At 51.8% G+C, this 26,871-nt stretch carries 21 protein-coding genes and 3 pseudogenes; 22 read left to right on the top strand and 2 right to left on the bottom strand.

Annotated elements, in window-relative coordinates:
• The 9 genes and pseudogenes from ACERY3_RS24885 to ACERY3_RS24845 form a co-directional block, all read left to right on the top strand.
• On the top strand, positions 1-332 hold a 332-nt coding region (locus tag ACERY3_RS24885; protein WP_373226754.1), incomplete at its 5' end, for a hypothetical protein.
• A 19-nt stretch (positions 333-351) separates the two neighbouring features.
• The gene (locus ACERY3_RS24880; protein WP_373226752.1) at positions 352-723 is read left to right on the top strand and encodes a hypothetical protein; all 372 of its coding nucleotides are present in this window, start codon (positions 352-354) and stop codon (positions 721-723) included.
• A complete protein-coding gene (locus ACERY3_RS24875) occupies positions 713-1,627 on the top strand; it encodes a polymer-forming cytoskeletal protein (RefSeq protein ID WP_373226751.1) in 915 nt (304 codons plus the stop codon). Before ACERY3_RS24880 ends, ACERY3_RS24875 begins: the two co-directional genes overlap by 11 nt.
• The gene (locus ACERY3_RS24870) at positions 1,624-1,938 is read left to right on the top strand and encodes a hypothetical protein (protein WP_262768565.1); all 315 of its coding nucleotides are present in this window, start codon (positions 1,624-1,626) and stop codon (positions 1,936-1,938) included. Before ACERY3_RS24875 ends, ACERY3_RS24870 begins: the two co-directional genes overlap by 4 nt.
• 1,326 nt (positions 1,939-3,264) lie before the next feature.
• Positions 3,265-3,783 (top strand): DUF2165 family protein, encoded by a 519-nt coding sequence (locus ACERY3_RS24865; protein ID WP_373226749.1) that lies wholly within the window; start codon positions 3,265-3,267, stop codon positions 3,781-3,783.
• 129 nt (positions 3,784-3,912) lie between these two features.
• Positions 3,913-4,362 carry a peptidoglycan-binding protein LysM gene (gene lysM, locus ACERY3_RS24860; RefSeq protein WP_373226747.1) on the top strand — a complete coding sequence of 150 codons (450 nt, stop codon included), beginning with the start codon at positions 3,913-3,915 and terminating at the stop codon, positions 4,360-4,362.
• A gap of 283 nt (positions 4,363-4,645) precedes the next feature.
• On the top strand, positions 4,646-5,413 hold the full coding sequence (locus tag ACERY3_RS24855) for a LecA/PA-IL family lectin (RefSeq protein WP_262768556.1): 768 nt from the start codon (positions 4,646-4,648) through the stop codon (positions 5,411-5,413).
• Between the two features lie 648 nt (positions 5,414-6,061).
• Positions 6,062-6,166 (top strand): annotated as a pseudogene (locus ACERY3_RS24850) (IS6 family transposase); the annotation flags it as partial.
• Positions 6,167-6,261: 95 nt separating this feature from the next.
• On the top strand, positions 6,262-6,777 hold the full coding sequence (locus tag ACERY3_RS24845; RefSeq protein ID WP_373226746.1) for a DUF2165 family protein: 516 nt from the start codon (positions 6,262-6,264) through the stop codon (positions 6,775-6,777).
• 353 nt (positions 6,778-7,130) lie between these two features.
• Here ACERY3_RS24845 and ACERY3_RS24840 read toward each other — a convergent pair.
• A pseudogene (locus ACERY3_RS24840) lies at positions 7,131-7,249 on the bottom strand (IS91 family transposase); the annotation flags it as partial.
• An 876-nt stretch (positions 7,250-8,125) separates the two neighbouring features.
• Positions 8,126-9,178 carry a hemopexin repeat-containing protein gene (locus tag ACERY3_RS24835; protein WP_262768553.1) on the bottom strand — a complete coding sequence of 351 codons (1,053 nt, stop codon included), beginning with the start codon at positions 9,176-9,178 and terminating at the stop codon, positions 8,126-8,128.
• Between the two features lie 690 nt (positions 9,179-9,868).
• On the opposite strand from ACERY3_RS24835, the pseudogene ACERY3_RS24830 reads away from it, so the two are divergent.
• The 13 genes and pseudogenes from ACERY3_RS24830 to ACERY3_RS24770 all read left to right on the top strand — a co-directional run.
• Positions 9,869-10,207 (top strand): annotated as a pseudogene (locus ACERY3_RS24830) (transposase); the annotation flags it as partial.
• A 71-nt stretch (positions 10,208-10,278) separates the two neighbouring features.
• Positions 10,279-11,813, top strand: a protein-coding gene (locus ACERY3_RS24825) for an IS3 family transposase (protein ID WP_262768551.1) whose coding sequence is annotated in 2 segments (ribosomal slippage) — positions 10,279-10,594 and positions 10,594-11,813 — 1,536 coding nt in all. Because the reading frame shifts where the segments join, the coding sequence is not laid out codon by codon here.
• A gap of 323 nt (positions 11,814-12,136) precedes the next feature.
• Positions 12,137-12,631 carry a type VI secretion system contractile sheath small subunit gene (tssB, locus tag ACERY3_RS24820; RefSeq protein WP_262768549.1) on the top strand — a complete coding sequence of 165 codons (495 nt, stop codon included), beginning with the start codon at positions 12,137-12,139 and terminating at the stop codon, positions 12,629-12,631.
• A gap of 27 nt (positions 12,632-12,658) precedes the next feature.
• Positions 12,659-14,200, top strand: a complete 1,542-nt coding sequence (gene tssC, locus ACERY3_RS24815) for a type VI secretion system contractile sheath large subunit (RefSeq protein WP_373226745.1) — start codon at positions 12,659-12,661, stop codon at positions 14,198-14,200.
• A 12-nt stretch (positions 14,201-14,212) separates the two neighbouring features.
• Positions 14,213-15,547, top strand: coding sequence for a type VI secretion system baseplate subunit TssK (gene tssK / locus ACERY3_RS24810; RefSeq protein ID WP_373226744.1), 1,335 nt, complete (start codon positions 14,213-14,215; stop codon positions 15,545-15,547).
• The gene (tssL, locus tag ACERY3_RS24805; RefSeq protein WP_373226743.1) at positions 15,544-16,197 is read left to right on the top strand and encodes a type VI secretion system protein TssL, short form; all 654 of its coding nucleotides are present in this window, start codon (positions 15,544-15,546) and stop codon (positions 16,195-16,197) included. Before tssK ends, tssL begins: the two co-directional genes overlap by 4 nt.
• A 5-nt stretch (positions 16,198-16,202) precedes the next feature.
• The gene (locus ACERY3_RS24800) at positions 16,203-17,921 is read left to right on the top strand and encodes an OmpA family protein (RefSeq protein WP_373226741.1); all 1,719 of its coding nucleotides are present in this window, start codon (positions 16,203-16,205) and stop codon (positions 17,919-17,921) included.
• A gap of 12 nt (positions 17,922-17,933) precedes the next feature.
• Positions 17,934-18,425, top strand: coding sequence for an Hcp family type VI secretion system effector (locus tag ACERY3_RS24795; protein ID WP_262768538.1), 492 nt, complete (start codon positions 17,934-17,936; stop codon positions 18,423-18,425).
• A 182-nt stretch (positions 18,426-18,607) separates the two neighbouring features.
• Positions 18,608-21,289, top strand: a complete 2,682-nt coding sequence (gene tssH, locus ACERY3_RS24790; protein ID WP_373226740.1) for a type VI secretion system ATPase TssH — start codon at positions 18,608-18,610, stop codon at positions 21,287-21,289.
• A gap of 21 nt (positions 21,290-21,310) precedes the next feature.
• Positions 21,311-21,517, top strand: a complete 207-nt coding sequence (locus tag ACERY3_RS24785) for a hypothetical protein (RefSeq protein WP_373226738.1) — start codon at positions 21,311-21,313, stop codon at positions 21,515-21,517.
• 59 nt (positions 21,518-21,576) lie between these two features.
• Positions 21,577-24,087 carry a type VI secretion system Vgr family protein gene (locus ACERY3_RS24780; protein WP_373226736.1) on the top strand — a complete coding sequence of 837 codons (2,511 nt, stop codon included), beginning with the start codon at positions 21,577-21,579 and terminating at the stop codon, positions 24,085-24,087.
• The gene (locus tag ACERY3_RS24775; protein ID WP_373226734.1) at positions 24,084-26,033 is read left to right on the top strand and encodes a lipase family protein; all 1,950 of its coding nucleotides are present in this window, start codon (positions 24,084-24,086) and stop codon (positions 26,031-26,033) included. The genes ACERY3_RS24780 and ACERY3_RS24775 overlap by 4 nt, the downstream gene beginning before the upstream one ends.
• A complete protein-coding gene (locus ACERY3_RS24770; RefSeq protein WP_373226732.1) occupies positions 26,033-26,812 on the top strand; it encodes a hypothetical protein in 780 nt (259 codons plus the stop codon). The genes ACERY3_RS24775 and ACERY3_RS24770 overlap by 1 nt, the downstream gene beginning before the upstream one ends.
• Positions 26,813-26,871 lie beyond the last annotated feature (59 nt).

Genomic DNA, 26,871 nt, shown 5'->3' with positions numbered 1-26,871 from the left:
GCTGTATTTTTCGCCGCAACCAGGCGGGCCCCCTGCGCTGGCTGCGGGGAGAGTATTCCGTGTTGTGCACCCTGCTGACGGGCGGTCCGCTGGCGGCGGCCGGTCTGTGGTGGGTCTGCGTGGCGGGACTGCTTCCGGTGGGGCCGTGGCTGGAGCTGGTTGTGGGGCTGTGGTGCCTGCTGCTGGCGGTGGCCCTGCTGAATGCGGCGCGAAAGTCGCACCCCGAGGGCATTGCCTGTGCCGGTGTGGTGATACTGGTCACCCTGCTGCTGCTCAGTACCGGGGTGTTCACGGTCCGGTGCGTGATGTTGCTGCTCTGTACCGGGACATAAACACAAAAGGAGCGACCCCATGGAGGGAGATAAGGATACCCCGGCAGGGCCGGACGCTACAGCAGTCAGTCAGGCTGCAGCGCGGCAGCGAAAAGTCACCGCGAAATCAACATCACAGCGGCTGCATTACCTGTTTCTCAGGCTCCGGTGGTGCCTCTGGTATCTGACCCGTCAGTGCCGGCAGGCCGGAGCACAGCTGCATGCAAACGTCACGCAGTGGATGTACCGTCATACCCGTCTGCGCCGTCGCCTGCGCTGGTGCGCGCTGGTCATGGTCTCCCGGCGTCGGGTGGTGGCGTTTCCGCTGCTGGGGCCGGTGAACCTCAATGGTGTCCGTCTTTGGCTGCTGTGCATTTTGCTGACTCTGGGGGTGCTCATCCGTGGCTTCTGACAAAGAGAGCGACCGGGAGCCGGATGCCGGTATCCATGCTCATCATGCACCTGACCGCCAGGACAATGGCGGCCTGCCGGCAGGGACACAATCCGAAACTCTCCGGTCTGGTAAGCCACATCATGCACTGTGGTGTTTATGGTTCACCTGGGGGCTGGCTCTGGTGCTGTGGGTGAGTGAGGGCAGTGGCGGACTGTATCGCCACGCAGAGGCCACCGGCATTGCCCTCGTCCTGTGGCTTGCAGGATGCGGGCTACTGACAGTGATTTTACGAAGAGGAAAAGATGACATGCAGTTACTGAAAAAGAAAACACCGGATGCGGAGACGGCTGGCGTTACACCACCAGCGGTTCTTTCTGACCACGCATCTGCCTCCGGCGCACTGCGGGATGTGGTGGTCACGGCTGTCCGCAGGGATGTGTTTATTGCTCAGGGTTCACACCTGTCCGGCCAGCTTGAGGCGGAGGGCAATATCGTTACCGAGGGCAGTGTCGAGGGCAATATCACCGCGACCCATCAGGTGCGGGTGGATACCGGTGGGGTGGTGACGGGAGATATCCGTGCTGCACACATTATCATCAACGGGCTGGTGACCGGACGCTGCTATGCGGATGCGGTCTCCCTGCTGGGGCAGGGCCGGATAGAGGGGGATGTGTTCACGGGAGAACTGTCGGTGGAGCGCGGAGGGGTGTTCATTGGGCAGTCCTGCCTGCCCGAGCCGGGTCAGGTCCCGAAGGGGCAGGGAAAAGACAGGGTGGAGGGTGTCAGCCGCCGGGACGTGCTGGCCATGGACGCGTATCTGAAGGACTTACCGAAGGAGAAGAAAAAAGAGGTGCTTTCCGAAGGCGTGCCGCCGTCAGAGACTTCCGGCTCCGCTGAGAACAAACCGGAGGGGCGGATATGAGGCTGGGGCAGCTGCACCGGTATCTGGGGGAGTTACTGGACAATGGAACCGATGAGCACCTGCTGGTCTGCATTCCCGGTGAGGATGTCGCCCGGGCCTGTGAGGTGGACCGCCTGATGCTGGCTACCGGACCCGTGAATGAAGATGCCTCTCCGGCGTATACGGGATTTTTGCAGCGTGAGGCTCAGGTGCTGGTGCTGATGAGTGGCGCGGTGCATGCGGAGCAACTCTCGGAGAGTCATCAACTGACGATGCCGGATCCTCTTGCGCCGGAAAAGAGCTGGCCGACCGGTGACTGGCGGAAAAAGTAAAGACAGGAGTACTGCCGTAACCGCCAGTGAGTTCCGGGGGGGGGGTATTTATTTGATTCTGCAGTCAGTACAAATATTACAAATTGTTTGTTGTGAGGTTTTTTGTTTGTGGCCACTTTATTTTCACCAGAATTTTTAATGGCTTTCTGGATTTTTTTTATTGTCTACTGGCTTATGTGCCCGTGGGGCAGAGTACAGAACATCCTGCTATTACTTGTGGTGTATTACTTTGTGGGATTAGCCGGTATTTACCCCCCCCCTTACTGGTCCTCCTGTCATGGGGTGTAGAGGAACAACATGCAGCAACGAAAATAATACTCTCCAGAATAATAACGCCAACATGTCGCCAGTCAGCGTGCCAGAGGTTTACGGATGAAAAAGGCATACTAAAAAGCCGCAATATGCTGCCATGTCTGAAGAAGCACTTAGTGACGGGAAAATAACAGAATAAGCCACAAAACAATGATGCAGTACGCCAGTAATACAAGCCCTGGATTTTCATCAACAACTGAAGCATGGAGAGTGAGGATGTCACCCGGAAGTTCATAAAGTAGGTAATGGAACATAACAGTGACCTGGTAATTTCTTTCAGATGGGATGGATTCATTACCCTAACGGGAGTTTTTTTGTTGCAACCGAAAATGTTATGTCGGGTGACGATTATCCTGTGCCTGATGCAGGCTGTACTGCGTTGTCCGGTCAGTCGACTTCAGGGCAAAGCGATACTGCACACCCAGGACAATCGACCATTTTAGCAGCTTATTCTGTATTTCCCCAAAACTGGGCGTCTCTGCTGGTTACAAATAAAAACAAGGGTAGGTTGACATTAATTTTTAAACGTTGTGAGTCTGTATGAGTAGGAAAGTTGACGGTTTCATTTATTTGTTAGCAGAGGTACTAATGTCAACCATCAAGAGAGTCAGGTTAATATTTAATGATTCATTTTTGGTGGTGCAAAAAAAACAGTTGCAGTTGTTAGTGCGTTGAATGAATTAGAGGAGATGACGGTTTGTGGGAGCGCGATGTTTCATCTGATGATACCAGCGGTGGAGGTTGTCCTCTGCATTGTCTTTACAATCGAAAAAACGATGAACACTGTTCTTTTTATTAGTCGGCCAGAGATTGTCAGTATCAGGATGTTTCATGTGAGCAGGCGAGATGTTATCTCTTTATCAAACGGTTACTCCCGGGTTTATGTTAAGGAAGTGGTAATGTTTTTGAAAGGAATGGGTATCCTCAGTCAGACCCATACCTGGAGGTTTATTTTAATCAAAAACACATCTGACAAGAAGAGCACAGACTTGTTAAATTAAGAAGGTAACATTTATGAATGAATCAGTAATATCCAGACTGGCTTGTATCGTTATGGCACTGTTTCCTGCCATGTGGGGTATTTTCAGTTTGATAAATAATCTTGCTGACTTTGAGGGAACTGCCGCAAATGCAGTTGCCCCTCTGTTATCCATGCAGGATACATATCATGTTCCGGGGATGATGTGGCGCGCCATTACCCTGCCGCAGGCGTCCGTTATCGGGCTTGCCTGTATCACAACAATGGAGACACTGGCCGGCCTTTTCGCCTGCGTGGGGATTATCAAAATGCTGACAAGTATAACCAGGCCGTATTCCCGATTTACTGTCGGTAAATCCTGGGCAATGCTGGGGGCGTGTTGCGCCATTCTGGTTTGGGGCATTGGTTTTATGGTGGTCGCGGGTGACTGGTTTATGGCGTGGCAGGCGAAAGAAAATCCACTGGCCACTCAGTTGGGGGCCTTGTTATATGCTGCGCCTAATATGCTGGCAATAGTGATACTTATGTTGCACAAAGAAAAAAAAGCTGAGTGATCACCATACAATACTGGCCTCAATATTCAGATGCCAGTCGCGTCAATAACAAGTTTTAGCAGACATCAATTTCAATTTGGCAGTACTTGTTAAGAAACGGTCGTGAAATAAGAGTGGAGGTATATAAAAATGGGGTTATTTAGTTTTGTGAAAGATGCGGGCGAGAAAGTCTGGGATGCCGTATCGGGTAGCAGCAAGAATAATCATGCTGATAAGTTAAAAGCACATATTAATAGCCTTAATATACCGGGTGCCGAAAAGGTCGATTTCACTGTTGAGGAAGATGGTATAGCGACAGTTGCAGGCGCTCTTGGCACCCTGGAAAACAAAGAGAAAATCCTGGTGGCGGTAGGTAACGTGTGCGGGATTGGTCAGGTCAATGATAGCATTACTGTAATGAAGCACGGGCCGGAAAGTCGTTTTTTCGTCGTTAAGTCGGGTGATACCCTGAGTTCAATCTCGAAAGAAATCTATGGTTCGGCCGGTGACTACATGATGATTTTTGAAGCGAATAAACCTATGCTTAAACATCCTGACAGGATTTATCCAGGGCAGACGCTGATCATTCCAGAAAAATAAGAACTGGAATACATTGTCTCACGAGATAACCTCACGCAAAGTGATCCTGACGGGGGAGTAGGAAGCCTGGTAGTGTAGCTTCAGTAGTATAATTCATCAGATCACCTGGTTAAATGGCATTAAGTCTTCAGGACTAAATTCATCCTAAGGGATATTTGTGTAATTGAGATGAACGTCACGTCCCTGGGAATAAATTTTGTAAAATAGAGTTTACCGTTCTTAAATTAGATGTGTGGGTTTTTAGTCCATAAGTTTTACAATCACATAATGTAAGGTGTAATTAATGGCAACATATTCCTGGTCTGGTCAAGTTGAAGGGAAATCTGAAAAGGCTACCTCCACGGGTTTGAGTTTAAAAAAAGGTGATGTTATATCAATCTTATCTGAAGGATGGATATGTTATGACGGTAATCGTTATGCGGCACCACAAGGTGCTATTCCAGGTGAAATGAATGATCCTGACCAATCATTGGTTACACTTGTTGCAATAATCGGTGATCAGCAAATTTCGGTATTAAATGGATTACTTCACTGGGTTGTTCCCGTTGACGGTGAGTTGCTTTTCCTGTTTAACGATCGTAAGGGCGATTTTTCTGATAACACAGGTTTCTTTAATGTTAAGGTACTTAAAGAAAATGATTCAAATAATTCTGGGAATACTACTTCACATGAAGTAAAAGGTATACAGAATGTCGGTAGTTATACTTATGATCTGTTACCAGGTCAAAACTTCGGTGTTACAACCCTCATTAATACAGGGAATCCAATAACAGTTAATATTTATGCCGAAGATACACCTGGTTCACTGATTTATACTGTTGACGGCACGGGAGTATCTAATAAAACGTACTCAGGGATTTGCAAATCCGGAAACACGGGGAAAATCAGAGTTGAAATACTCGCTAATGGTAAACCAGTGAAACAAACGAAGTATGCTTATCATATTTTCGATAAAGAATACTATCCGCAGCTTGCAGTACTAGCAGCTGAGGATGGATCTGACAATGACTTTAATGATGCTATTGTGATCCTTAACTGGCCGCTTGGCTGATATAGCCATCGCTTGATGCAATCAAGAGCTTGAATGATAACGCCTGCGCGGAGGGAAACGCGTGGGCCTGATTATGCCGCAGTGTAGAGTGCATCTCCATTAGTCTTGCGTAAGTCACCGTGAGTTGCGACTTTTGTTAATTTTTCGGCCCTGAATACATAGTGGGATGCATCGAAACAGGTAAGCGCATTCTCCCATAAATAGTCTAAGTGGATCGCCTGAGTCGTTTTGACGAGCACAGTGCAGACAAAGCATGTTCCGGGAGCGAAGTGTGTAGTCACACAGCGATATGACAGTATTCATCAAGCAGCGAGGTTCACGAACCAGTCTATTCAGACAACAAATTTTGATTTGCGAGTAAAGCATTGCCGCTCGTTCACCGGGAGTACTTCCTGGAACCCGCAGGAAGCCTGGGATGGTGGCCCTATGCCGCCGGCCCAGGCTCCTCAAGGGGATGTTCCTGGCTGCTCCCGTAATGCCCAATACCGTCCTGGACGTTCAGAATTTGTTGGTCGTGGTGGCCCAGGGGGGATAGCATGGCTTGTTTTACGTATGCCAGGCCCCGGTGATAACAGCACATCGGTGATGATTGCTCATAAAGCCGCTGATGGTCGTATTATGGATGGTTGTATTATACGCTGACATTATATGGCAGGGTTAGAATTGATACATATGATACGCAAGGGGAAATACCAGCATACACTCATGGGTGGGTTATCCCCGACAGAACAATTTCATCTTATTACTGACTAAAATATAGATAATTCTAATTCTGGTTTTCATTGGTTTCTTAATGCGACAGAGCCAAATAAACTAACTGTTTTGAAATAAAAAACTTAAGGAAAAATATGAAAAAAATTAATGATTATGTCGTTAGTCGGGTATTGCAAATTATAATAGCCACCATCCCTATGTTTGCTGGGGTGTTCGCATTGCTTAATAATATTTATCCATTTACAAAAAATGTCAAAAACATTGCAATTCCACTGATAACTATGCAAGGGGTTTCAGAAAATCACTGGAGGAAACTCCCGTCTTTTTTAGGTGCTTATTGTTATACAATCATGTTTTTTTGTGAATTTACCGTTGGAATTCTTGCTTTCGTTGGTGTGATAAATATGTTGAAGAATTTGTTTAAATCAAATTCAAACTTCGAAAAAAGTAAGTTATTTGTTTATTTTTCCTGTATGCTGGCATGCATTATTTATGGGTTGTTTTTCTTTGTCATTGGTGGTGATTGGTTTTTAGCATGGATGGGTAACAGCTATATTTCAGGAATACAATCTGACTCACTAAGATATACAACACTCATGTTTTTTGTGTTTGCTTTTTTAAAGTTATCAGCCAGTTCTGATATCATATAAACGGATTTTAGGCCGTGTATTCAATAAGTTGTGTAGTGGTTAACTAATATTAGCCATACCAACAGATTGTCCATTGACAGGAATTAAAACCAAAAAATCGGATGAAACTTAACCACAAAATGCCGCCATCATGCTGAACTGGCGCGGTTCTGGTGTTATTTACCACCAATCAATTATTCAACATTCATTGACATTTTGATTTTTAGTCTTTTTGTCATCGTTTCTCGTGCGCAGGGCGGATCTTTCCTGCGCACGGTCCTACCTGCAAATATTCATCTGCGCCAGCTGCACATGGCTGGCAAGCAGCTCTGCCAGTCGCATCCCAGGTTTCAGTCCGCTGAAACACATCATTCGGCATAGTGCTGCAGGTGGCTCATGGCGATCGGGGATTTTTGAGGTAAAAGCCAAAGAGAATAGCCACGTGAGTGGCGTTATCCATGATTTTTGACACACGGACATTTTTGGCCCGGCGGTTTTACCGGTTGAGGAAGTGACCTTACTTTTTAGGGATTTTATGAGCGGGTTTGAACTGCATATATGGAGACGAGGAATGAGCTGGGATCAGGAACGGGCAGCTGGTTAGTCTGAGGAGTTACAAACGCTATGAGAAAGCCAGGAAAGGTAGTCAGACTGATAGAAGTGGCTACCTTTGTCAGTACTTCGCGACCTGATGCGATCACCCAACTCAGTACTCTGGCGTCTGACGTCAGTACCTGCCACCCTGGCGATCGCCAAGGCGTAATGTAATGCAACAAAACCCTATCGCCTGGCTGTGCTCATTCGCATACGCCACTGCTGATGCACACTAAAAAAATGCATCAATATGAGTTCACCTCACCGTTACCAGGAAGTTGACCAATCTGTGTATCTGACAGACTACTAAAAATTAGTGCGTCTACATTTTTGAGGTATTCCACGGTCCCTTTCCAGCGCGATGTCCCAGGATGCTCTGAAAAGCTTATCAACCCGACAAAAGGTGCTGTGGATGAAGTAGAAAACTCAGGCGGATAAGTTACTACGCTACAGGAGCCGATTTTTTACGAATATGGCCACAGATATTACGAAGACGGACTAGCAAGCAAAAAAACAGTCGGTTATTTAGTTAACATCGGTGAGAAATATCGCCGAGGAGATTATTTAATATTAAGGGGAGGGGGCATGCCTGCATAATATAATTCCACATTCATGCATATTCAATGGTTGTTATTTAAAGTTGTAAAGTGCTTTCTGGTGGAATGCAAAGTAAAATAGTATGGAGAGTAGGTTTTTTTTAAAAAAAGCCCTTCTTTAAAGAAAGGCTGAATTGAATGTAAGGGCGTATCACAAGTTGATACTGTTAAGTATCCAGTCAGTTAATGATAACGGTATCCCAGTCAATATGTACATATACATCCATAAAACCAGGGCGTTTTTCATCGTTCGGTTTTTCAGCACCAAACCCCATTGTTTTACCTGTAGCTCCAATAGTCGTGGTGCTAATATCTGATGGCAGCATCATAGCACCTTTCTGACTGTCAATTAGTGCAAAAGTTACTTTTCCTGTTTTTGTGGTAAAGGCTTTAGAAATTGCTTTATTCCCTGCAACCTCCATTGAAGTATCTTTACCATCAATATTGAGAATAGCAGTTCTCACCCACTCTTCATTATTGATTAATGTCACTGTTAATTGGGTATTTGCAGGAAGTGCTGGAACGGGCACGGGATCCGTTGTTCCCTTCGTTTCGGTAGCAACAGGTTGGGTACCCAAAAGCGAAATATCGAAAAGGACGGAGGCTTGTATTTGAAGTTGAGATACACCATACCAGTATGTCTGGATAGAATTAGAGGATTGATCAAAATGCTCTTTCTCTAGATCATATCGGATATAATCATTTCCTTTGAAAAAATACGCTTTCTTATTATTCCAAAGTAATACAGTGTCAAGATTGCCAGCAAAATGACTATAATTGCTGTTTTTTAACTCTGGAAATTTATCGGTAACGAGTTTTTTTTCTGCAGTGTGGGATTTTAAATTATAGATAACACACTGGTCACCTTTAAATAATAATACGGACTCCGCATTAGGTTCAGAAGCCTCGCTTCCCCAGACTGCCCATTCAGTGGCAGCATCTATTCCTGTTTCAAAACCAGTTCCCTGTAATCCAGGCCATCCTTGTAAAATATTTTTTGGCCCTTCAATGACTTTTTCTTTTTTAACGTCGAACTTGAGGTAATTATTACCTTTAAAGAATACGAGCATATCATCTAAGTTAATAACATCATCTAAATCACTCTGAAACTCAGTCGGTAAACCCTGCCAGTCCTTAGCTATGGATTGCGGATAACTAACATCAGCTTTGTTTTTTTTCGCATCAAAGCGAGTATTTTCAGACTTAAGAAAGAGATAGCCTTTTAAATTCATAATAATTAAATCCTTAATGTATGATTATAAGTGATGTGGAATCACGTAACATCTTAAGAGCTATAAGTATTTGTTACATTAGGATTTAAACATATGAACGTGGAAAACAAAGTGTCAACAAAAAAATAACAACTATCTTGTATTGGTAACATTTCAAGCGAATGCCATGAAAAATGGCGGCCAATATTACTGGTTGGGTTATCTTTGCACGATGTTTTAGACTGTGTACTCAGGTACTTATCCTCATCATGGATCTTTATAATAGTGAAATCATTGCTTACAACCTTGTTATTAGTCCTTACCATTCATGGTGAGCATCATGCACACTCATGATCTAAAAGTGCATTTGAAGTGGTGGTTGTTTATTATTACACAGCGCTCAAGGCTGGTAACACCGGATACAGGGATGGTAAAACTGGATAGAGGTTAGTAACATCAGCCAGAGCATGCTCCACTGTTGACATACTCCTCATAGTGCTGTGTTTTGAGAGTTTTTTGGGGCATTGAAATTTGAATGCTATCATCTGAGTGAATATAAACATGTAGATGACTCGATGCGGGGCATTATCGATTGGAACCAATTGAGAATAATCGAAAACCTGGAGGTGCTCTCCAGGCGAGCCTGTACATAGATTTGTGTAATTGCCTGATTTTGATATGTTCAATCCAACATAAAAAGCAGGTTAATTTATGGACGAAAAACAGTTGCAGGCTCTGGCTAACGAACTGGCTAAAAATCTCAAAACCCCTGACGATCTCAACCAGTTCGATCGCCTGCTGAAAAAAATTAGTGTCGAAGCGGCGCTCAACGCCGAAATGACCCATCACCTCGGCTACGATAAAAATCAGCCCAAACCGGCGACCAACACCCGCAACGGCTACACCCAAAAGACGGTTATCACTGGCGATGGTCCTCTGGAACTGCGTACACCGCGCGATCGTGATGGCTCCTTTGAACCCCAGTTGGTAAAGAAGAACCAGACCCGTATCACCGGAATGGATAACCAAATTTTATCTTTGTACGCCAAAGTGTTAGCGCCAATGATATAAGACGGTTAATGGGGGTGCGGACGATTTCCTGGACTCTCAGGAGATAAAAAATGTTTACCGAAGCAGAACGGCTCCGCGCAATTGAACTTTACTTTAAATACGGCAGAAAACTGGCTCCCGTGGTTCGTGAACTGGGTTACCCCTCTAAAAGAAATCTGCGACGCTGGATCCGTTTATGGGAAGCTAGTGACGGTGCTACAAAAGCCATACGCCGTAAGCCTCGTTACTCTGATGTGCAAAAGCAGGCTGCTGTTGAACATTATCTTAACCACGGCTGCTGCCTGGCGTTTACCAGCAGGACTCTTGGTTATCCCTGCAGTGATGTACTGGCTCGCTGGGTTAATGAACATCATCCCGACAGACGGCTTATTTCACCAGTACGATCAATCAAAACGCACCTTTTGAACCTGAGGTGAAACGTCAGGCTGTCATGGCGCTTTGTACACGGCATGTACCTGCCAGAGAAATCGCCAGGAACATTGGCATCAGTCGCACGGTATTGTACAAATGGAAAGATGAAATCATCGGCGATGAGGCTTACCGGTCCATGCGCAAACATGAAAAGCCGTCTCTTACGGAGGAGCGCGATGCGCTGCGCGAGGAAGTTAACCGACTTAATCAGGAGATACGTCGGCAACAAATGGAGCTTGATATCCTGAAAAAAGCGGAGGAAATCATAAAAAAAGATCCGGGCATCAGCGTCAGCGCTCTGACAAACAGGGAAAAGACACAGATCGCTGATGTCCTGAGAGGCTCGTATCCGTTGGCAGAGCTGCTGCGAGTCCTTGTACTTGCACGGAGCAGCTTTTTTTACCACCGGGTAGCACTGCGCTCGGGAGATAAATACGCGACCGTACGTATCGAAATTACAGAGATCTTCAACGATAACTATCGTTGTTATGGCTATCGCCGTCTACACGCAATGTTACGGCACAAAGGCCAGCGACTCTCTGAGAAGGTTGTACGCAGGCTTATGGTGGAGGAACAGCTTGTGATCAGTCGAAACCGCCGGCGCCGCTACAGCTCGTACTGCGGAGAAATCGGTCCGGCACCTGACAATCTTCTCGCAAGAGACTTTAACGCGGAACAGTCCAATCAAAAATGGCTTACAGATATCACGGAGTTCCAACTGCCGTCAGGCAAAGTATGGTTGTCACCTGTAATCGACTGCTTCGATGGTAAAGTGGTGAGCTGGTCGTTGGGCACACGCCCGGATGCAGAACTGGCGAATACCATGCTGGAAGGTGCAATCAGCACATTAACCACAGGCGAACGACCAATAATCCATAGCGATCGAGGCGGGCATTACCGCTGGCCAGGCTGGCTTGAGCGTGTGAATGCTGCCAGTCTTATCCGTTCGATGTCCCGTAAAGGCTGTTCACCGGATAATGCGGCTTGTGAAGGGTTCTTTGGTCGCCTGAAAACGGAAATGTACTATGGCCATGAGTGGTCAGGCGTGACACCTGAGCACTTTATGCAGCATGTAGATGCCTATATAAGATGGTATAACGAACATCGTATCAAGCTGTCACTGGGAGCACTCAGCCCGGAAATGTACCGTCGGCAACTCGGCATTGCGCAATAAAACCGTCCAGGAAAACATCCGCATCCCCCATTCTGTTGCAAAGTCTTTAAAAAACACCACGAATGATAATACGATTAATTACGGGGCGTAATTGCCTAGTTATTGTTCGATTTTAATTGCGCTTCTATAGCAACGACAATTGCCATCAGTCAATTCCTGGTCTGCAATAATAATCTTAAAAATAGCGATTATTACATTTCAATACAAAATATCGGCAATTTACTGTAAGAAGCATTAAATATCTGCCGATTTGCTTTTAACTTCTCTCGTTCCTATTCTTCGCGCTTCTCTCATTATTCTCAGATAAAGGCGAAAGATGGACCATGAGTAGCTATCAGTCAGAAATTCCCAAAGCGCGAATTAATCTAAAACTGGATTTGCACACGGGAGGAGCGCAGAAGCAGACGGAACTCCCAATGAAACTGGTCGTATCGGGCGACTTCAGCAATGGCCGGGAAACGGCACCGCTGTCAGAAAGGAATAAGGTCAATATCAATAAGCTGAACATCCAGCAGGTGCTGGCAGAGTTCGCACCTTCAACCAGTTTTGATGTGAAGCATACCCACGGCGACGAAGAAACGGAAGAGAAGATTAATCTGACGTTCCGCCATATGAAGGATTTTTCTCCGGAGCACATTGCCCGCCAGGTGCCTCGCCTGCAGGCGATGCTGACCATGCGCAACCTGTTACGGGATTTGCGGGCCAACCTCCTTGATGATGCCAGTTTCCGCCGTGAATTACTGGACATCCTGCGTAACCCCGACCTGAGCGATGAGCTTCGCGCTGAAATTGCCGCCCTGGCCCCTCAGGACATCTGATCCCCCTATTTGCACGAGATGAATACCATGTCAGCAGAACACAATACCGCCGCCGCAACGGCAGAAGTCCTGGAGCAGGAACCGTCTGCCGGGATCTATGCGTCATTGCTTAAAAAAATCAACCTGTCTCCCGTGGACCAGCTCAGCGATATCCGCGCCTGGAAGGATGAAGCCGATATGGCGGAAGCAGGTGCGAATCAGCGCGTGACCGCTGCCCTGGGCGTCTTTCTGGAGCAGTTGCGCCAGTCCGGTACCCGTAAAGTCGATAAGCTGGATAAGGCGCTGCTGGATCAGATGATCGGTGAACTGGATCGTCAGCTCAGCCAGGACCTGGACAAAATTCTTCATCACCCGGAATTTCAGAAGGTGGAAAGTCTCTGGCGCGGCGTGGAGCACCTGGTCGATAAATCGGATTTCAGAAAAAATATTCGCGTAGAGCTTCTTGATTTGTCCAAGGAGGATTTGCGGGCGGATTTTGAGGATGCGCCGGAAATCATCCAGAGCGGATTATACCAGCACGCTTATTGTTCGGAATATGACCAGCCCGGCGGTGAACCCATTGCGGCGCTGATTTCAGCGTACGAGTTTGATGCCGGTGCTCAGGATATCGCGCTGTTGCGTAATATCTCCAAAGTGGCCGCCGCCGCCCATATGCCGTTTATTGGCTCGGTGGGTCCAAAGTTCTTCATGAAAAATACGATCGAAGAGGTAGCGGCCATTAAGGACATTAACAACTATTTCGATCGCGCGGAGTATATCAAATGGAAGAGCTTCAGGGAAAGCGATGATTCCCGCTACATCGGCCTGACGATGCCGCGCGTGCTGGGTCGCCTGCCGTATGGCCCGGATACCGTCCCGGTACGCAGCTTCAACTACGTGGAAGAAGTCAAAGGTCCGGACCACGACAAGTACCTGTGGACGAATGCCTCTTTCGCCTTTGCCGCCAACATGGCCCGCAGTTTCGCGAACAACGGCTGGTGTGTGCAGATCCGTGGCCCGCAGGCCGGTGGTGCCGTGGAAGATCTGCCTATCCATCTGTTCGATCTCGGTACCGGCAGTCAGGTCAAAATCCCGTCTGAGATCATGATCTCCGAAACCCGCGAGTTTGATTTTTCAAACCTGGGATTAATTCCGCTAAGCTATTATAAAAACAAAGATTTTGCCTGCTTTTTTTCTGCCAACTCCACCCAGAAACCGGCACTGTATGACACCCCGGACGCCACGGCCAACAGCCGCATCAACGCCCGCCTGCCGTATATCTTCCTGATGTCGCGTATCGCCCATTACCTGAAGGTTATTCAGCGCGAGAACATTGGTACCACCAAAGACCGTCGCGTACTGGAGCAGGAGCTGAACCGCTGGCTGAGCGGTCTGGTGACCGAGATGACCGATCCGGGCGATGCGCTGCAGGCGTCTCATCCGCTGCGCGAAGGCAAAGTGGTGGTGGAAGACATTGAGGATAACCCGGGTTTCTTCCGCGTGAAACTCTTTGCGGTCCCGCATTTCCAGGTCGAGGGGATGGACGTCAATCTGTCTCTGGTCAGCAAGATGCCGAAAGCCAAAGCATAACGGGATGGTGTCATGAAGATTTATCGTCCGTTATGGGAAGACGGGGCGTTTCTGACCCCGCAGCAGTTTCAGCAGCAGGCCCTGTGGGATGCCCATATGGCACAGACGGTGGCCCGTATGGCACTGGCGAACCCGTGGGGCGTGGTCACGGCAGAGTTTGATGACGGGGCGCTGGCCCTCTCCCGTCTGAATGCCACCCGCCTGGTGGTCCGTTTCCCGGACGGCACGCTGGTGGACACCGATCTCAGTGATAACCTGCCCCCCGTGTGCGATCTCAACGGTATCACGGCCGATTCCGTCGGGGTGGTGCTGGCCCTGCCTCTGCTGAGCGCCAACGGCGGTAATCTGGACGATGGCAGGGACAGCGAGCGTCCCCGCCGCTGGAAGCAGGAGCGGGTAAGCGTGCAGGAGCTGACGGGTCATGAACAGACCGACATCCCGGTGCTGCGCCATGCCCTGACGCTGCGTCTTGCCCATCAGGAAAATACCGCCTGGCTGACCTGCCCTGTGGCCCGGCTGGTACGTAATGCCCAGGGGCAGTGGGTCCGTGATCCCGCGTTTATTCCCCCCATGCTGGCGCTGTCCGGCAGCCCGTCGCTGCTGGCACGGCTTCGGGATCTGCTGCATCGCCTGCAGGCCCGTCGTCTGCGTCTGATGGCCATGCGCCGGGAAGCCAACGAACGGATGGCGGATTTTGCCGTGGCGGACGTCTCGCTGTTCTGGCTGCTCAATGCCCTGAACGGTGCGGCCCCGGTGCTGAGCGACCTGCTGGAGAGTCCGGCTCTCCATCCTGAACTGGTGTTCAGGGAACTGGTCCGTCTGACGGGCAGCCTCATGACCTTTTCGCTGGAGCACGATCTTAAGGCTATCCCGGCGTACCGTCATGAGACGCCGGAGCAGGTGTTTGGTCCGCTGCTCTCGTTACTCGATCAACTGCTCGAAGCGAGCCTGCCTTCCCGTGTCGTGCCGGTTGTGCTGAAACAGAACGGTGCAATGTGGAAAGGGGATCTGCACGATGCCCGTCTGCGCGAAGGGGCTGATTTCTGGCTGTCGGTACGTTCATCCATGCCCACCCACGAACTGCAGGCGCGTTTTCCGCAGCTGTGCAAGGCGGGCAGCTTCGATGATGTGTCGGAGGTGGTGAATGTGGCGATGAGCGGCATGGCAATCACGCCGGTCAGCCACGTGCCTGCTGCGATCCCGGTGCGTCTGGATAATCTGTATTTCGCGCTCGATCTGAATTCCGATGCCGGTCGCGCCATGCTGGCGGCGGGTAACTGCTCATTCTATACACCGGCCGCGCTGGGTGACGTGCAGCTGGAGCTGTTTGCGGTGCTGCGGACATGAGTCAGTCAACGGTGGTGAAAGCCGAACAGATATTATCCCCGGGCTGGCTGATGACCTGTCAGTTGCGTAATGAACAGGCCATTGAGGACGGTGAGGCGTTGTATCGTCTCGCCTGCCAGCGGGTTCCACAGATGCGCCGCCAGTTAGACGAGGCAGGTTTCAGCGAGTCCTCCCGTGAACAGATGCTGTTTGCCCTGTGCGCCCTGCTGGATGAGAGCGTGCTTAACCGGGGAAAGGACGATGACGTTTACCGGATCTGGCAGCAAAATCCGCTGCAGGCGCACTTCTTCTCCCGCATGGATGCCGGTGAAGCGCTCTGGGAAGACATCCGCACGCTGCTGAAATCTCCGGCTCCGGATATGGCGGTCATGAGCTGCCTGTACCGAACCCTGCAGCTCGGCTTTGTCGGGCAGTACCGTGAGCAGGGCCATGAGCGTCGTGAGGATGTGGTGCGTGCGCTGGCGGAACGCGTGCCGCCGTTTACCCTGAGCCAGGAAAGCCCGGTGGTGGTGAGACCTTCCGTGCTGCGCGGCGGGCGGAGGTGGTACTGGCTGTCATGGGGCGCAGGAATCGCGGCGCTGGCCGCGATGTGGTTTGTGTTCTCCGCGCTGCTTGACGGTCAGGTGGCACAGCTCCTCGGATCGGGGTGACCATAATGCGTTATCTGTTCCGTTATGCGCTGACGCTGCTGGCTCTTACCCTGTCCCTGTGGCTGGTCAACGGCTTTTTACCGGTTTCATTCATTACCCGGCTGATGCTCAGCCTGTTGATCCTGCTCGCCGCTGGCGGGCTGTTATGGCATCAGTGGCAACGGCATCCGTCTGGGGGTGAGGCCCGTACTCCACTGGCTGATGGTATTCTGCCGCCGGACACCTTTACCGGGGTAGTGATCCTGGTCGCCGGAGACACCGCATCCCTGTTTTCAGCGGAATACGGTTTTCGTGAAACAGCTCAGGGCTGGTATCTGCGGGCCGGAACCCCGGAACAGCTCCCTCGTCTCGCGAAACTGCTTGCCGAAACACGCCCGTCGCTGTTGCCCCGCGTGGCGGTGCTGCTGGCGGTTATCCCTGAGCAGCATACCCGTGAAGAGACTTTTCAGCAGACGCTGCGCAGCTGGCAGCGGGCCATTACACAGTGCCATGAGTGGCTGCCGGGTCCGCCCGCCTTACTGAGTGCGGTCTGGCTCTCCCCGCCGGAGGGCTCTGCATCCGCAGATACCCGCTGGTTTACCGTCACGCCTGGTCACTCCTCGCTGCGTGTGCATCTTCCTGGCGAAGGCATCCTGACGCTGGCGGACTGGCAGCGGGAGGCCGCACCGGAGAGCCGACTTTCCCGCGTCAGTCAGAGCCTCTGGCTGGATACGCTGCAGGCGTGGTATCAGCGCGTGGTGGCCCCGGCGTTGCTGGCGACCACGGGCGACCAGAATGCGCTGCGACCCGGCGGGCTGGGGTACTGCCTGACGTCAGTTCACGGGGAGCACGATAATCTCTGGCAGCAGCAGACGGCCGCACTGACCACAATGACACCTGCCGCCATACCGGAAGCGTCGCTGTTACCGCTGCCGGATGTGCTGCTCAGCTCACTTTCCCGTCACCGTGGCGTCAGCCGCCGGATGCAGCACTGGCGTCTCATCGGGCTGATAAGCGGTGTGTTTCTGCTGCTGGCGATGACGTGTTCTTTTGTGAATAACCAGCGACTTGTCCGCAGCATCAGCGACCATCTTACCCTGTACGCCCGCCCGGGTGAACAACCTGCCGGTCCACGCCTGCAGGCGCAGGCCATCCTGCGTGGTGACCTGTTGCGACTGGATGACATGCAGCGTCGGGATGTTCCGCAGCGTTTCGGGCTGGGGCTGTATCAGGGCCAGCGCCTGATAGCACCGCTGAATGCGGCGGTGAATGGCTGGAGGCCGGAAGCCCCTTCGGCGAAACAGCCCGTCGTCAGCGCTGCGCCACAAATTGTGCGGCTCGACAGCCTGTCGCTGTTTGCGCCGGGCGAGGCTTCCCTGAAATCCGGCTCCACGAAGGTGCTGGTGAATGCGCTGGTGGGTATTAAGGCAAAGCCTGGCTGGCTGATTGTGGTCAGCGGGCACACCGATAATACCGGCAGCCCGTCGCTTAACCAGGCGCTCTCCCTGAAACGGGCGGAAGCGGTGCGCGACTGGATGCGCGACACCGGCGGCGTGCCGGAAAGCTGTTTTGCGGTGCAGGGCTACGGGGCCACCCGCCCCCTGCAGACCAATAACACGACGACGGGCCGCGCGGCCAACCGTCGGGTTGAAATCCGTCTGGTCCCGCAGGCCGATGCCTGCCGGGTACCGGGCATAAAACCGGTGCCATCGCAGGATGGTGGCGCTTCTCAACGTAATCAATAAGGAATCAATAACATGGCAATTCCGGTTTATCTGTGGCTGAAGGACGACGGTGGTGCGGACATTAAAGGCTCCGTGGACGTGAAGGACCGCGAGGGCAGCATTGAAGTGGTGGCACAGGAGCATAATCTGTACATTCCGACCGACAACAACACCGGCAAGCTGACCGGCACCCGTATCCACACCCCGTTTAAATTCACCAAGGAAATCGACGCCTCCAGCCCGTACCTGTACAAGGCGGTGACCACCGGCCAGACCCTGAAATCAGCCGAGTTCAGATGGTACAAAATCAACGATGCCGGTCAGGAAGTGGAGTACTTCAACACCCTGCTGGAAAACGTGAAGGTGGTGAAAGTCAATCCGGTGATGCATGACATCAAGGACCCGACCTACGAGAAGCACAACCACCTGGAGCAGCTTGAACTGCGCTACGAAAAAATCACCTGGACGTACAAGGACGGCAACATCATTCATTCCGATGCCTGGAACGAACGCGCCACGGCGTAACACATCAGCAGACGGGGTTATCCCTGTCTGCTTTTTTTTGCTGAACGTCTGCTTTCGCGGGTGCTGAGCAAAAAACACTACAACACGAAAATCTGACCTGATGCGCTTACAGGCTCCTTATTCCCAGGAAACAGTGAGGGGCGGTAGCGTGCCTGACGGTCACCCACGATGAGAAAAATGATATGGAAAATCCTGCCGTACTGTTGCGTCGTCTCAACCCGTTCTGCGCCCGGGCGCTGGAGGATGCGGCCACGCTGTGCCAGACCCGCGCCCACGCGGAAATCCATCCTGAACACTGGCTGCTCAAACTGCTGGAACAGGGCGAAGGCGACCTTACCGTACTGGCCCGCCGCTATGAGTGGGATATGGATACGGTCTGGCAGGATTTGCTGGCATACCTGGACCGGCTGCCCCGGTCAGTCAGAAGCCGTCCGCAGCTGTCTGCGCAGTTCAACGAACTGCTGCGTCAGGCCTGGCTGTGTGCGTCGATGGCGGGGGAAGAGCAGATACGCAGTCTTCACCTGCTGATGGCGTTACGCAGCCATTCGTCACTGCTGCTCTGTGACGGTCTGTGGCCGCTGCTCTCCCTGACTACCGGACAGCTGACGCAACTGCGCACGCTGCTGGATGCGCAGTCGGACGAGCTCCCGGAAGTGCAGGCACAGGAATCCATGCTGATGGCGGGTGACGGCGGCGATACCGGAAAAGGTAATGTGGAATTCGTCGGGCGTCCTGTGGGTGCAGATGCGCCCGTAATAAAAGAAGGCAAACCCACCACGGCATTACTGGCAGTTCTGGACCGTTTCACCACCGACGTCACCGCAAAAGCCCGTGACGGGAAAATCGACCCGGTATTTGGTCGTGACAATGAAATCCGCCAGATGGTGGATATTCTCTCCCGTCGGCGCAAGAACAACCCGATTCTGGTGGGCGAACCGGGCGTCGGCAAGACGGCGCTGGTGGAAGGTCTGGCGCTGCGCATAGCCGAAGGTAACGTTCCTGACTCCCTCAAACCCGTTATCCTGCGCACCCTGGACCTCGGTCTGCTGCAGGCAGGCGCCGGTGTCAAAGGCGAGTTCGAGCAGCGCCTCAAAAACATCATCGACGCGGTGCAGCAGTCCCCGCTGCCGGTGCTGCTGTTTATCGACGAAGCCCACACCATTATTGGCGCAGGCAATCAGGCGGGCGGCGCGGATGCGGCCAACCTGCTGAAACCGGCGCTGGCCCGGGGCGAGCTGCGCACCATTGCCGCCACCACCTGGAGCGAATACAAGCAGTATTTTGAGCGCGACGCGGCGCTGGAACGCCGCTTCCAGATGGTCAAAGTCGATGAGCCGGACGATGACACCGCCTGTCTGATGCTCCGGGGCCTCAAGTCCCGCTACGCGGAGCATCACGGCGTGCATATCGCCGACGAGGCGGTCCGTGCGGCGGTCACCCTCTCGCGCCGCTATCTCACCGGACGCCAGTTGCCGGACAAGGCGGTGGACCTGCTCGACACCGCTGCGGCCCGCGTGCGCATGAGTCTGGATACGGTCCCGGAAGCGCTCACCCGCCTGGCGGCGCAGGAAAACGCGCTGGTGCTGGAAGAAGAGGCCCTGCTGGAAGACCAGGCGGTGGGCCAGCACGTTCACGGTACCCGCCTGACGGAGATTGCACAGCAGACCCGCCAGCTCACCGCCGAACAGCAGCTGCTCGAAACCCGTTATCAGGAGGAGAAACGTCTGGTCACGCAGCTGCTGGAAAGCCGCCACGCACCCGAATCACAGCGGCAGACCGCAGAACTGCAGCAACGGCTGCACGCCCTGCAGCAGGGCAGCCCGCTGCTGTGCCCTGACGTGGATGTGCGGATGGTGGCGGAGGTCATCGCCGACTGGACCGGCGTGCCGCTCTCGTCATTAATGAAGGATGAACAGACGGAGCTGCTGCATCTGGAAAACCTGCTGGCTGAACGCGTGGTGGGACAGGACACTGCGCTGACCGCCATTGCGCAGCGTCTGAGGGCGTCGAAAACCGGTCTGACGCCGGAGAACGGCCCGCAGGGCGTGTTCCTGCTGGCAGGCCCCAGCGGTACCGGCAAGACCGAAACCGCTCATGCGCTGGCGGATGCGCTGTACGGCGGCGAAAAGTCGCTGATTACTATCAACCTCTCCGAATACCAGGAGCCGCACACCGTCTCTCAGCTCAAGGGCTCTCCGCCGGGCTACGTTGGCTACGGTCAGGGCGGCATACTCACCGAAGCGGTCAGAAAACGCCCTTACAGTGTGGTGCTGCTCGACGAGGTGGAAAAAGCCCACCGGGATGTGATGAACCTGTTCTACCAGGTCTTTGACCGGGGCTTTATGCGCGATGGCGAAGGCCGCGAAATCGATTTTCGCAACACGGTCATCCTGATGACCTCAAACCTCGGCAGCGACCACATCATGCAGATGCTCGCGGAAAACCCGGAGACTACTGACAGCGAGCTGCACGAACAGGTGCGTCCGCTGCTGCGCGACCACTTCCAGCCTGCGCTGCTGGCGCGTTTTCAGACGGTGCTGTACCGCCCGCTCGGTGCAGCGCCGCTGCGCACCATCGTGGCGATGAAGCTTGAGAAGGTCACTCGGCGTCTGAGCCGTCACTACGGCATCACCACCACCCTCAGTGAAAGCCTGTACGACGCACTGGCCGCTGCCTGTCTGCTGCCGGACACCGGGGCCCGCAACATCGACAGCCTGCTTAACCAGCAGATACTGCCGGTGCTGAGCCAGCAACTGCTGCACCACCTGGCCGCTGGCGTGACGCTGAATCACCTGACGCTCGGCTGGCATGAGGATGACGGTATCGTGATGGAATTTAACGCCATGCCGGACCATAAGGCGTGAGCCCCCGTCGGAGAGCCGAACATGCACATCATTTTATTTCTGGTCATTGTCCTGGGCAGTGTTTTCCTGCTGCCGGAAGGCTGGATTGTGGTGCTGGTGAAACACGGCATCGCGCTGTACGGCGAGGGTGAAATGGCGATGAACCAACTGGACGTCACCGTTCTGCTGGTAAAGGCGCTGCTAAGTGGGGTGTTGGCGTATGCCCTTCTCCGGCTGTTCCGGCACTGAGCGTTTACGCGCACCCACTCTGCCACATGCGGTGGCACTGAATCTGACAGGAAACACACATGAGTCTGACTGACACCCTGAACCGCTACCGGCTGAATATAGGCAGCTGCCCGTCCTCGCTGGATGTGGAAGATTTTACCGGCGAAGAGAAGCTGAGCGGGACGTACCGCTACACCATCCATTTTACCAGCCCGGACAAGGATATCCCGGCAGACCAGATGTTACGCAAACCCGCCAGCCTGACCATGGCGGGGGGCATGCTGAAGCAACTGACGGAGCAAAAGCGGGTACATGGCGTCATCACGCAGTTTGAGCGTCTGACCTGCTCCGCTGACCAGGCGGAGTACCGCATTACGCTGGAGCCAAAGCTGGTGCTGCTGGAGCGACAGTTTCGTACCCACCGCTTTTTTATCAATAAATCGGTGCCGGAGGTGGTCAGGCAGGTGCTGCAGGAGCATGGCCTGAAGAACTGGGAGTATGAATTTTCGCTCAGACGCACGTACCCGAAGCGTGAGCAAATCAACCAGTACCAGGAAAACGACCTGCAGTTTATTCAGCGTCTGCTGGCCGAGGTGGGCCTCTTCTACTGGTTCACCCTGCAGCCGGACACGCAGACGGAAGTGGTCAACGTGGGCGACACGCAGTACGCGCTGACGGCCCGTCACACGTTGATGCTGAACAGCCCGTCCGGCATGAATGATAACGCCAGAGATTCGGTATGGGAGCTTGGTATTACCCACAACGTGGTGGAAGCCTCAGTCTCCACCAAAGATTATAACCACCGTGAAGCGCAGTTCCGCCTGGAGTCTGCACTGGCGGACATGACGCGCGGTGATGGCGAGGGGGTGACGTACGGCGAGGTCTATCACTATAAACCGCGTCATATGGTGCTGGGGGAGCGCATTAACGCCGAAACCGAAAGCGCTAACTTCTATGCCCGTTTGGACCATGAGCGTTTTCTGGCAAACCAGACGCAGATCACCGGGACCAGCACCGATGCGTTGCTCTCGCCGGGACAGGTGGTCACCCTTACCGGCGACAGCCACAACACGCTCCCTGAAATACTGCAGGGTGAAATCCTGCTGACCAACACGGAATACCACGCCAGCCGGAAAGAAGCCCTGCTGGTGAGTCTGCATGCTGTGCCCTACAGCGACACGGTCTGCTGGCGTCCGGCACTGCTGCCCCGCCCGCAGGTCACCGGCACGATGACCGCCTGGGTGACCAGCGCGAAACCCCATGATATCTACGGCTGGCAGGATGCCTCCGGCCTCTACCGGGTGAAGTTTGATGCTGACATGGATGACAAGGACGCGGGGCTTGAGAGTATGCCGGTGCGCCTGGCGAAGCCCTATGGCGGGGATATGTACGGCTTCCACTTCCCGCTGATTCAGGGTACGGAAGTGGCGATTGGGTTTCATGAAGGGGATCCGGACCGCCCCTACATCGCCCATGTGATGCATAACTCCCGTTCGCGCGACCACGTGACCGACAAGAACGGCACCCGCAACGTCATCCGTACCGCCGGGCTGAACAAGCTGCGGATGGAGGATAAGCGCGGTGAAGAGCACATCAAACTCAGCACCGTGTATGGCGGCAGGACGCAGCTGAACCTCGGACACAACGTTGATGCAAAACGCAATTTGCGCGGTGAAGGGGCTGAACTGCGGACCGATGACTGGGTCAGCATCCGTGGAGGGGCGGGGATACTTATTTCTGCTGACAGACAACCTGCGGCTGATGGTCAGATGCTGGAGATGGATCCGATCATTGCTCAGCTTGAGCAGGCTCTCACGCTTGCCCGGAGTCTGCAGGTTGCCGTCAAAAATGTCGGCGCATCTTCGGGGGATATTGACAGCCAGAAGATCCTTAATGAGTCGCTGGATCATCTGAAAAGAGAGGGGATTCTGGTACATGCCCCGGCTGGCGTGGGGATCCTTAGCCCGGAAGCGGTACGTCTGGCATCTGGTGGAGAAAGTATTGGTCTGATGGCCGGGAAAAATACCGATATCAGCACAGGGCAGTCATTTACGGTCGCTGCCAGTGATGCGGTCAGTTTATTCGCCGATCGGGGCAGTATGAGTCTGCTGGCTGCACAGGGAAAGGTGAATATTAAGGCGCTCAGTAACGGACTGGATGTTTCTGCACTGCAGGATGTTACCGTAACCAGTGCTGAAGGTAATGTGACGGTGAACGCCGGGAGTGTGGTCACGCTGAGAAACAGCGGCGGTGCGTACATTAAACTTGACGGACAAAATATTGAGATAGGCTGTCCCGGCAATATTACACTGAAAGCCACCAACGTAGACCAGCCTTCTCCCGCAGCCCTGAAAGCACCGCCCGTCACCCTTCCGAAAGCCTACAGCGAGAATTTTGTAACGACCGACACGCAGACGGGCGAGATAAAACCCTTCACATCTTATCGGATCTCCACGCGTGAAGGCGATGTGTATGAGGGCATATCCGGGCGGGACGGAAAAACCGCACCTGTGTATACCGCCATGCCGTCGTCGGTAAGCATCGAATACCCCCGGACAGATACCCCTGATGAGGATAAAGAACCGTCATGACACAATCATTTACTGCCGTTAAGCGCCGATCGCCAAACGCCCCAGCGGGTAAGCAACTTCCCTTCTGGGTTGAAGTGCAGCTTGTTGATGAGGCCAATGTTGCTGTCGCCGGGATCCCCTGGACGCTGGAAAGTCACCATCCGCATGACGGGCATATTGAAGAGTTTACGCATACCGGTATCAGTGACAGTACCGGGCTTATCCGGGTGGACATGCCGCATGGACTGCCTCTCCGACTGAAATTAGCGGCTCAGCCGCTGGCAGATGAGATGGAGAAACGTGCCCTGCGCCCGGGCCGGAACGCACAGGAGCACTCCTTTGTTCGTCAACCCGCCGAAGACGCGGGTTATGTGTGGCATTATGCCGTGATTGGCGAACTCTGTGATGATTATCCGAATATCGAGAAGCGGGATGGTGAACCTTTTCCGCCGCCGTTCCATTTTCCGGCAGAGACCGCGCTGAAAGGGATTGATTTCCAGACGCACGATCTTGAAAAACGTCATGTGATTGAGATTTGTCCGTTCAGGGCGTGGGAACTGGTCTTACATCATCAGAATGACTACTCGATTGCGAACGCGATAAACCTGGGTGGCTCAGCATGCTTAGCGTATGCTGATAATAATACGAAAGATATAAAATCAATCCCCCAGTTTTTTATTAATCAGTGTCAGGATTTATCTGCATCACCTATTTTTTACAAAGGCAATTATAAGAATAATTCGCTTGTTCACGATGTGCCCTTTAGTCAGCGATATCATGTCCCCGTGTTCATGGATACCAGTAGCGCTTCTGAGCCTGAAGGAGATACTCGGCTTTTTTATGTTTACAATCCGCAGTCTGTTATTGTCTCCTGGAGAGGAACATCAAGTGGTACGGATGCCCTGACTGACGGAACCTTCCGCCCGGTTGAAAGTGAAAGCTGTGATACGAAAATACAATGCACAAATTTACTGCCTGCAGGAAAGGTGCATGAAGGTTTTTGGGAGGCTTACAACCTTCTGAAAAAGAAATTCTCTCAGGATATGGAAGTATTGAAGTCGCTGATGGAAAAGTTGAATGTTTTTATTGCAGGACATAGTTTGGGTGGCGCGTTAGCTTTAATTCATGCAACCGAATTAAAGAGCAACAATCCTTTGCTTTACACCTATGGCATGCCGCGAACCTTCACGCGGGATGCGGTGCTTCAACTGGCGAGTATTACCCATTTTCGGCATGTTAATGATACCGACCCTGTACCTGGCGTTCCGCCAGAAGCTAATGTTGATAATGCTTTTTATGATTTATGGGGGCCTGTTGGTACCACGCTGGGGGGATTATGGTCAACAGTAGAATTATCAGCCTACCAGGCTATTAAATGGGGCGATTGTTACTGGCACCACGGTAATCCGGTTATATTTCTTACCGCAACCCAGAGTAGAATGTACCGTGAGTGTAAAAGAACGCTACCTGAACCGTCGGGATGCATAACGATAAAAAATGCACTGCCTATAAAAGCCAAACTTTATCTTGTGCCTGAACTGATGTTATCTGATGTACAGGAGGCAGGAGAAAAACAAAAGGCTTTTATTGAAAAGCTAACAAGAGAGGATGTTGATAAATTAATTCCTCCCGGTGGCAATCCTGACAGGGGGATGGCCGTTAATCCAGTAAATCACTTTATGACATCCTATATGCCGTATATCAATAACAAATTACTTGAGTTAATCGATGCTGCTAATTTAAGTGGCGACAAGCATTTTACTGAACATCAGGAAAATATTGAAAAATTTAAAACTCAGATGGACAGAGAGAAGGATGAAATACCAGAGGATGAACTCCAGCGAAATGAAATATTTTTGACCCTGGAGTCAATGCTTTACTTATCACTCACCGCAACGAAGACGATGGCGAATGGACCTGCTGCACTGGAGCGTTTTTGCATCAAAGCAGAGGAGATCATTGAATAATGAAGCATACATTAAAAATACTCTTGTGTTTCCTGGTCGGTATTCTGAACACCGGTTGTGCTGAATCAATAGACCGAACCCTGTCACCACCTTCTGACACTCAATGGGTGAATGTGGAGGTCAAAAACCCGTCTCCCTGGACACGACCTTTTCCACTGGAAGTGACCTATATTTCGAATACCTGTAAGCATCATTATCTCGACATGGGTGATGGCACACGGAGAGAAACTGTGGGACACAGTCCGGTGACCATTCCGCTGCAACAACAGGGAAACAGTAATATCTGGAAAGCCAGAGTGGCGATGAACGGTGGCGGTTCCTGTGACTGGAAACTGAGTGAGTTTGATATGGGTATCGAATATATAGACGCGACACATCTGGGTAAAGATTTAGTGCCGGGTACGGCTGTTGGCGCGACTATTGCTTTTGACGATCTTGCATCCCAGAATGGGCAATTCAAACCTGTAATAGGTGATGTCAATCTAACACCAAAATATTATCCTTACATACGTGAATGGAATATGGATAAGAAGAGAAAAGAACTCACATTATTAGGAAGGAAAAGCTTTATATCAATCAGAGTATTCACGCCTCAACATATTACTTTCGAGCCGGTACTCGATGAGCGTAAAATAACAAGGTGGATTGGGATAGAAAAAAAAATAGATGGTGCATCTCCAAAAATAATATACCCAGATGGGAGTATTGCTCCTGATGATGCTCTTTTCCCTGACTTTGATAAAGTGGATAAAATGAAGTCTTTAGTTAACGGGGAGTGAATATAAAATATCACAGGATGAATATCAATGGGTGTGTAATATTTTTAAAATTGGAATGG

Source organism: Enterobacter cloacae complex sp. ESBL7 (assembly GCF_041679625.1).
In the GTDB taxonomy this organism is placed as follows: domain Bacteria; phylum Pseudomonadota; class Gammaproteobacteria; order Enterobacterales; family Enterobacteriaceae; genus Enterobacter; species Enterobacter asburiae_B.
This window is presented reverse-complemented; position numbering and strand designations above follow the sequence as displayed.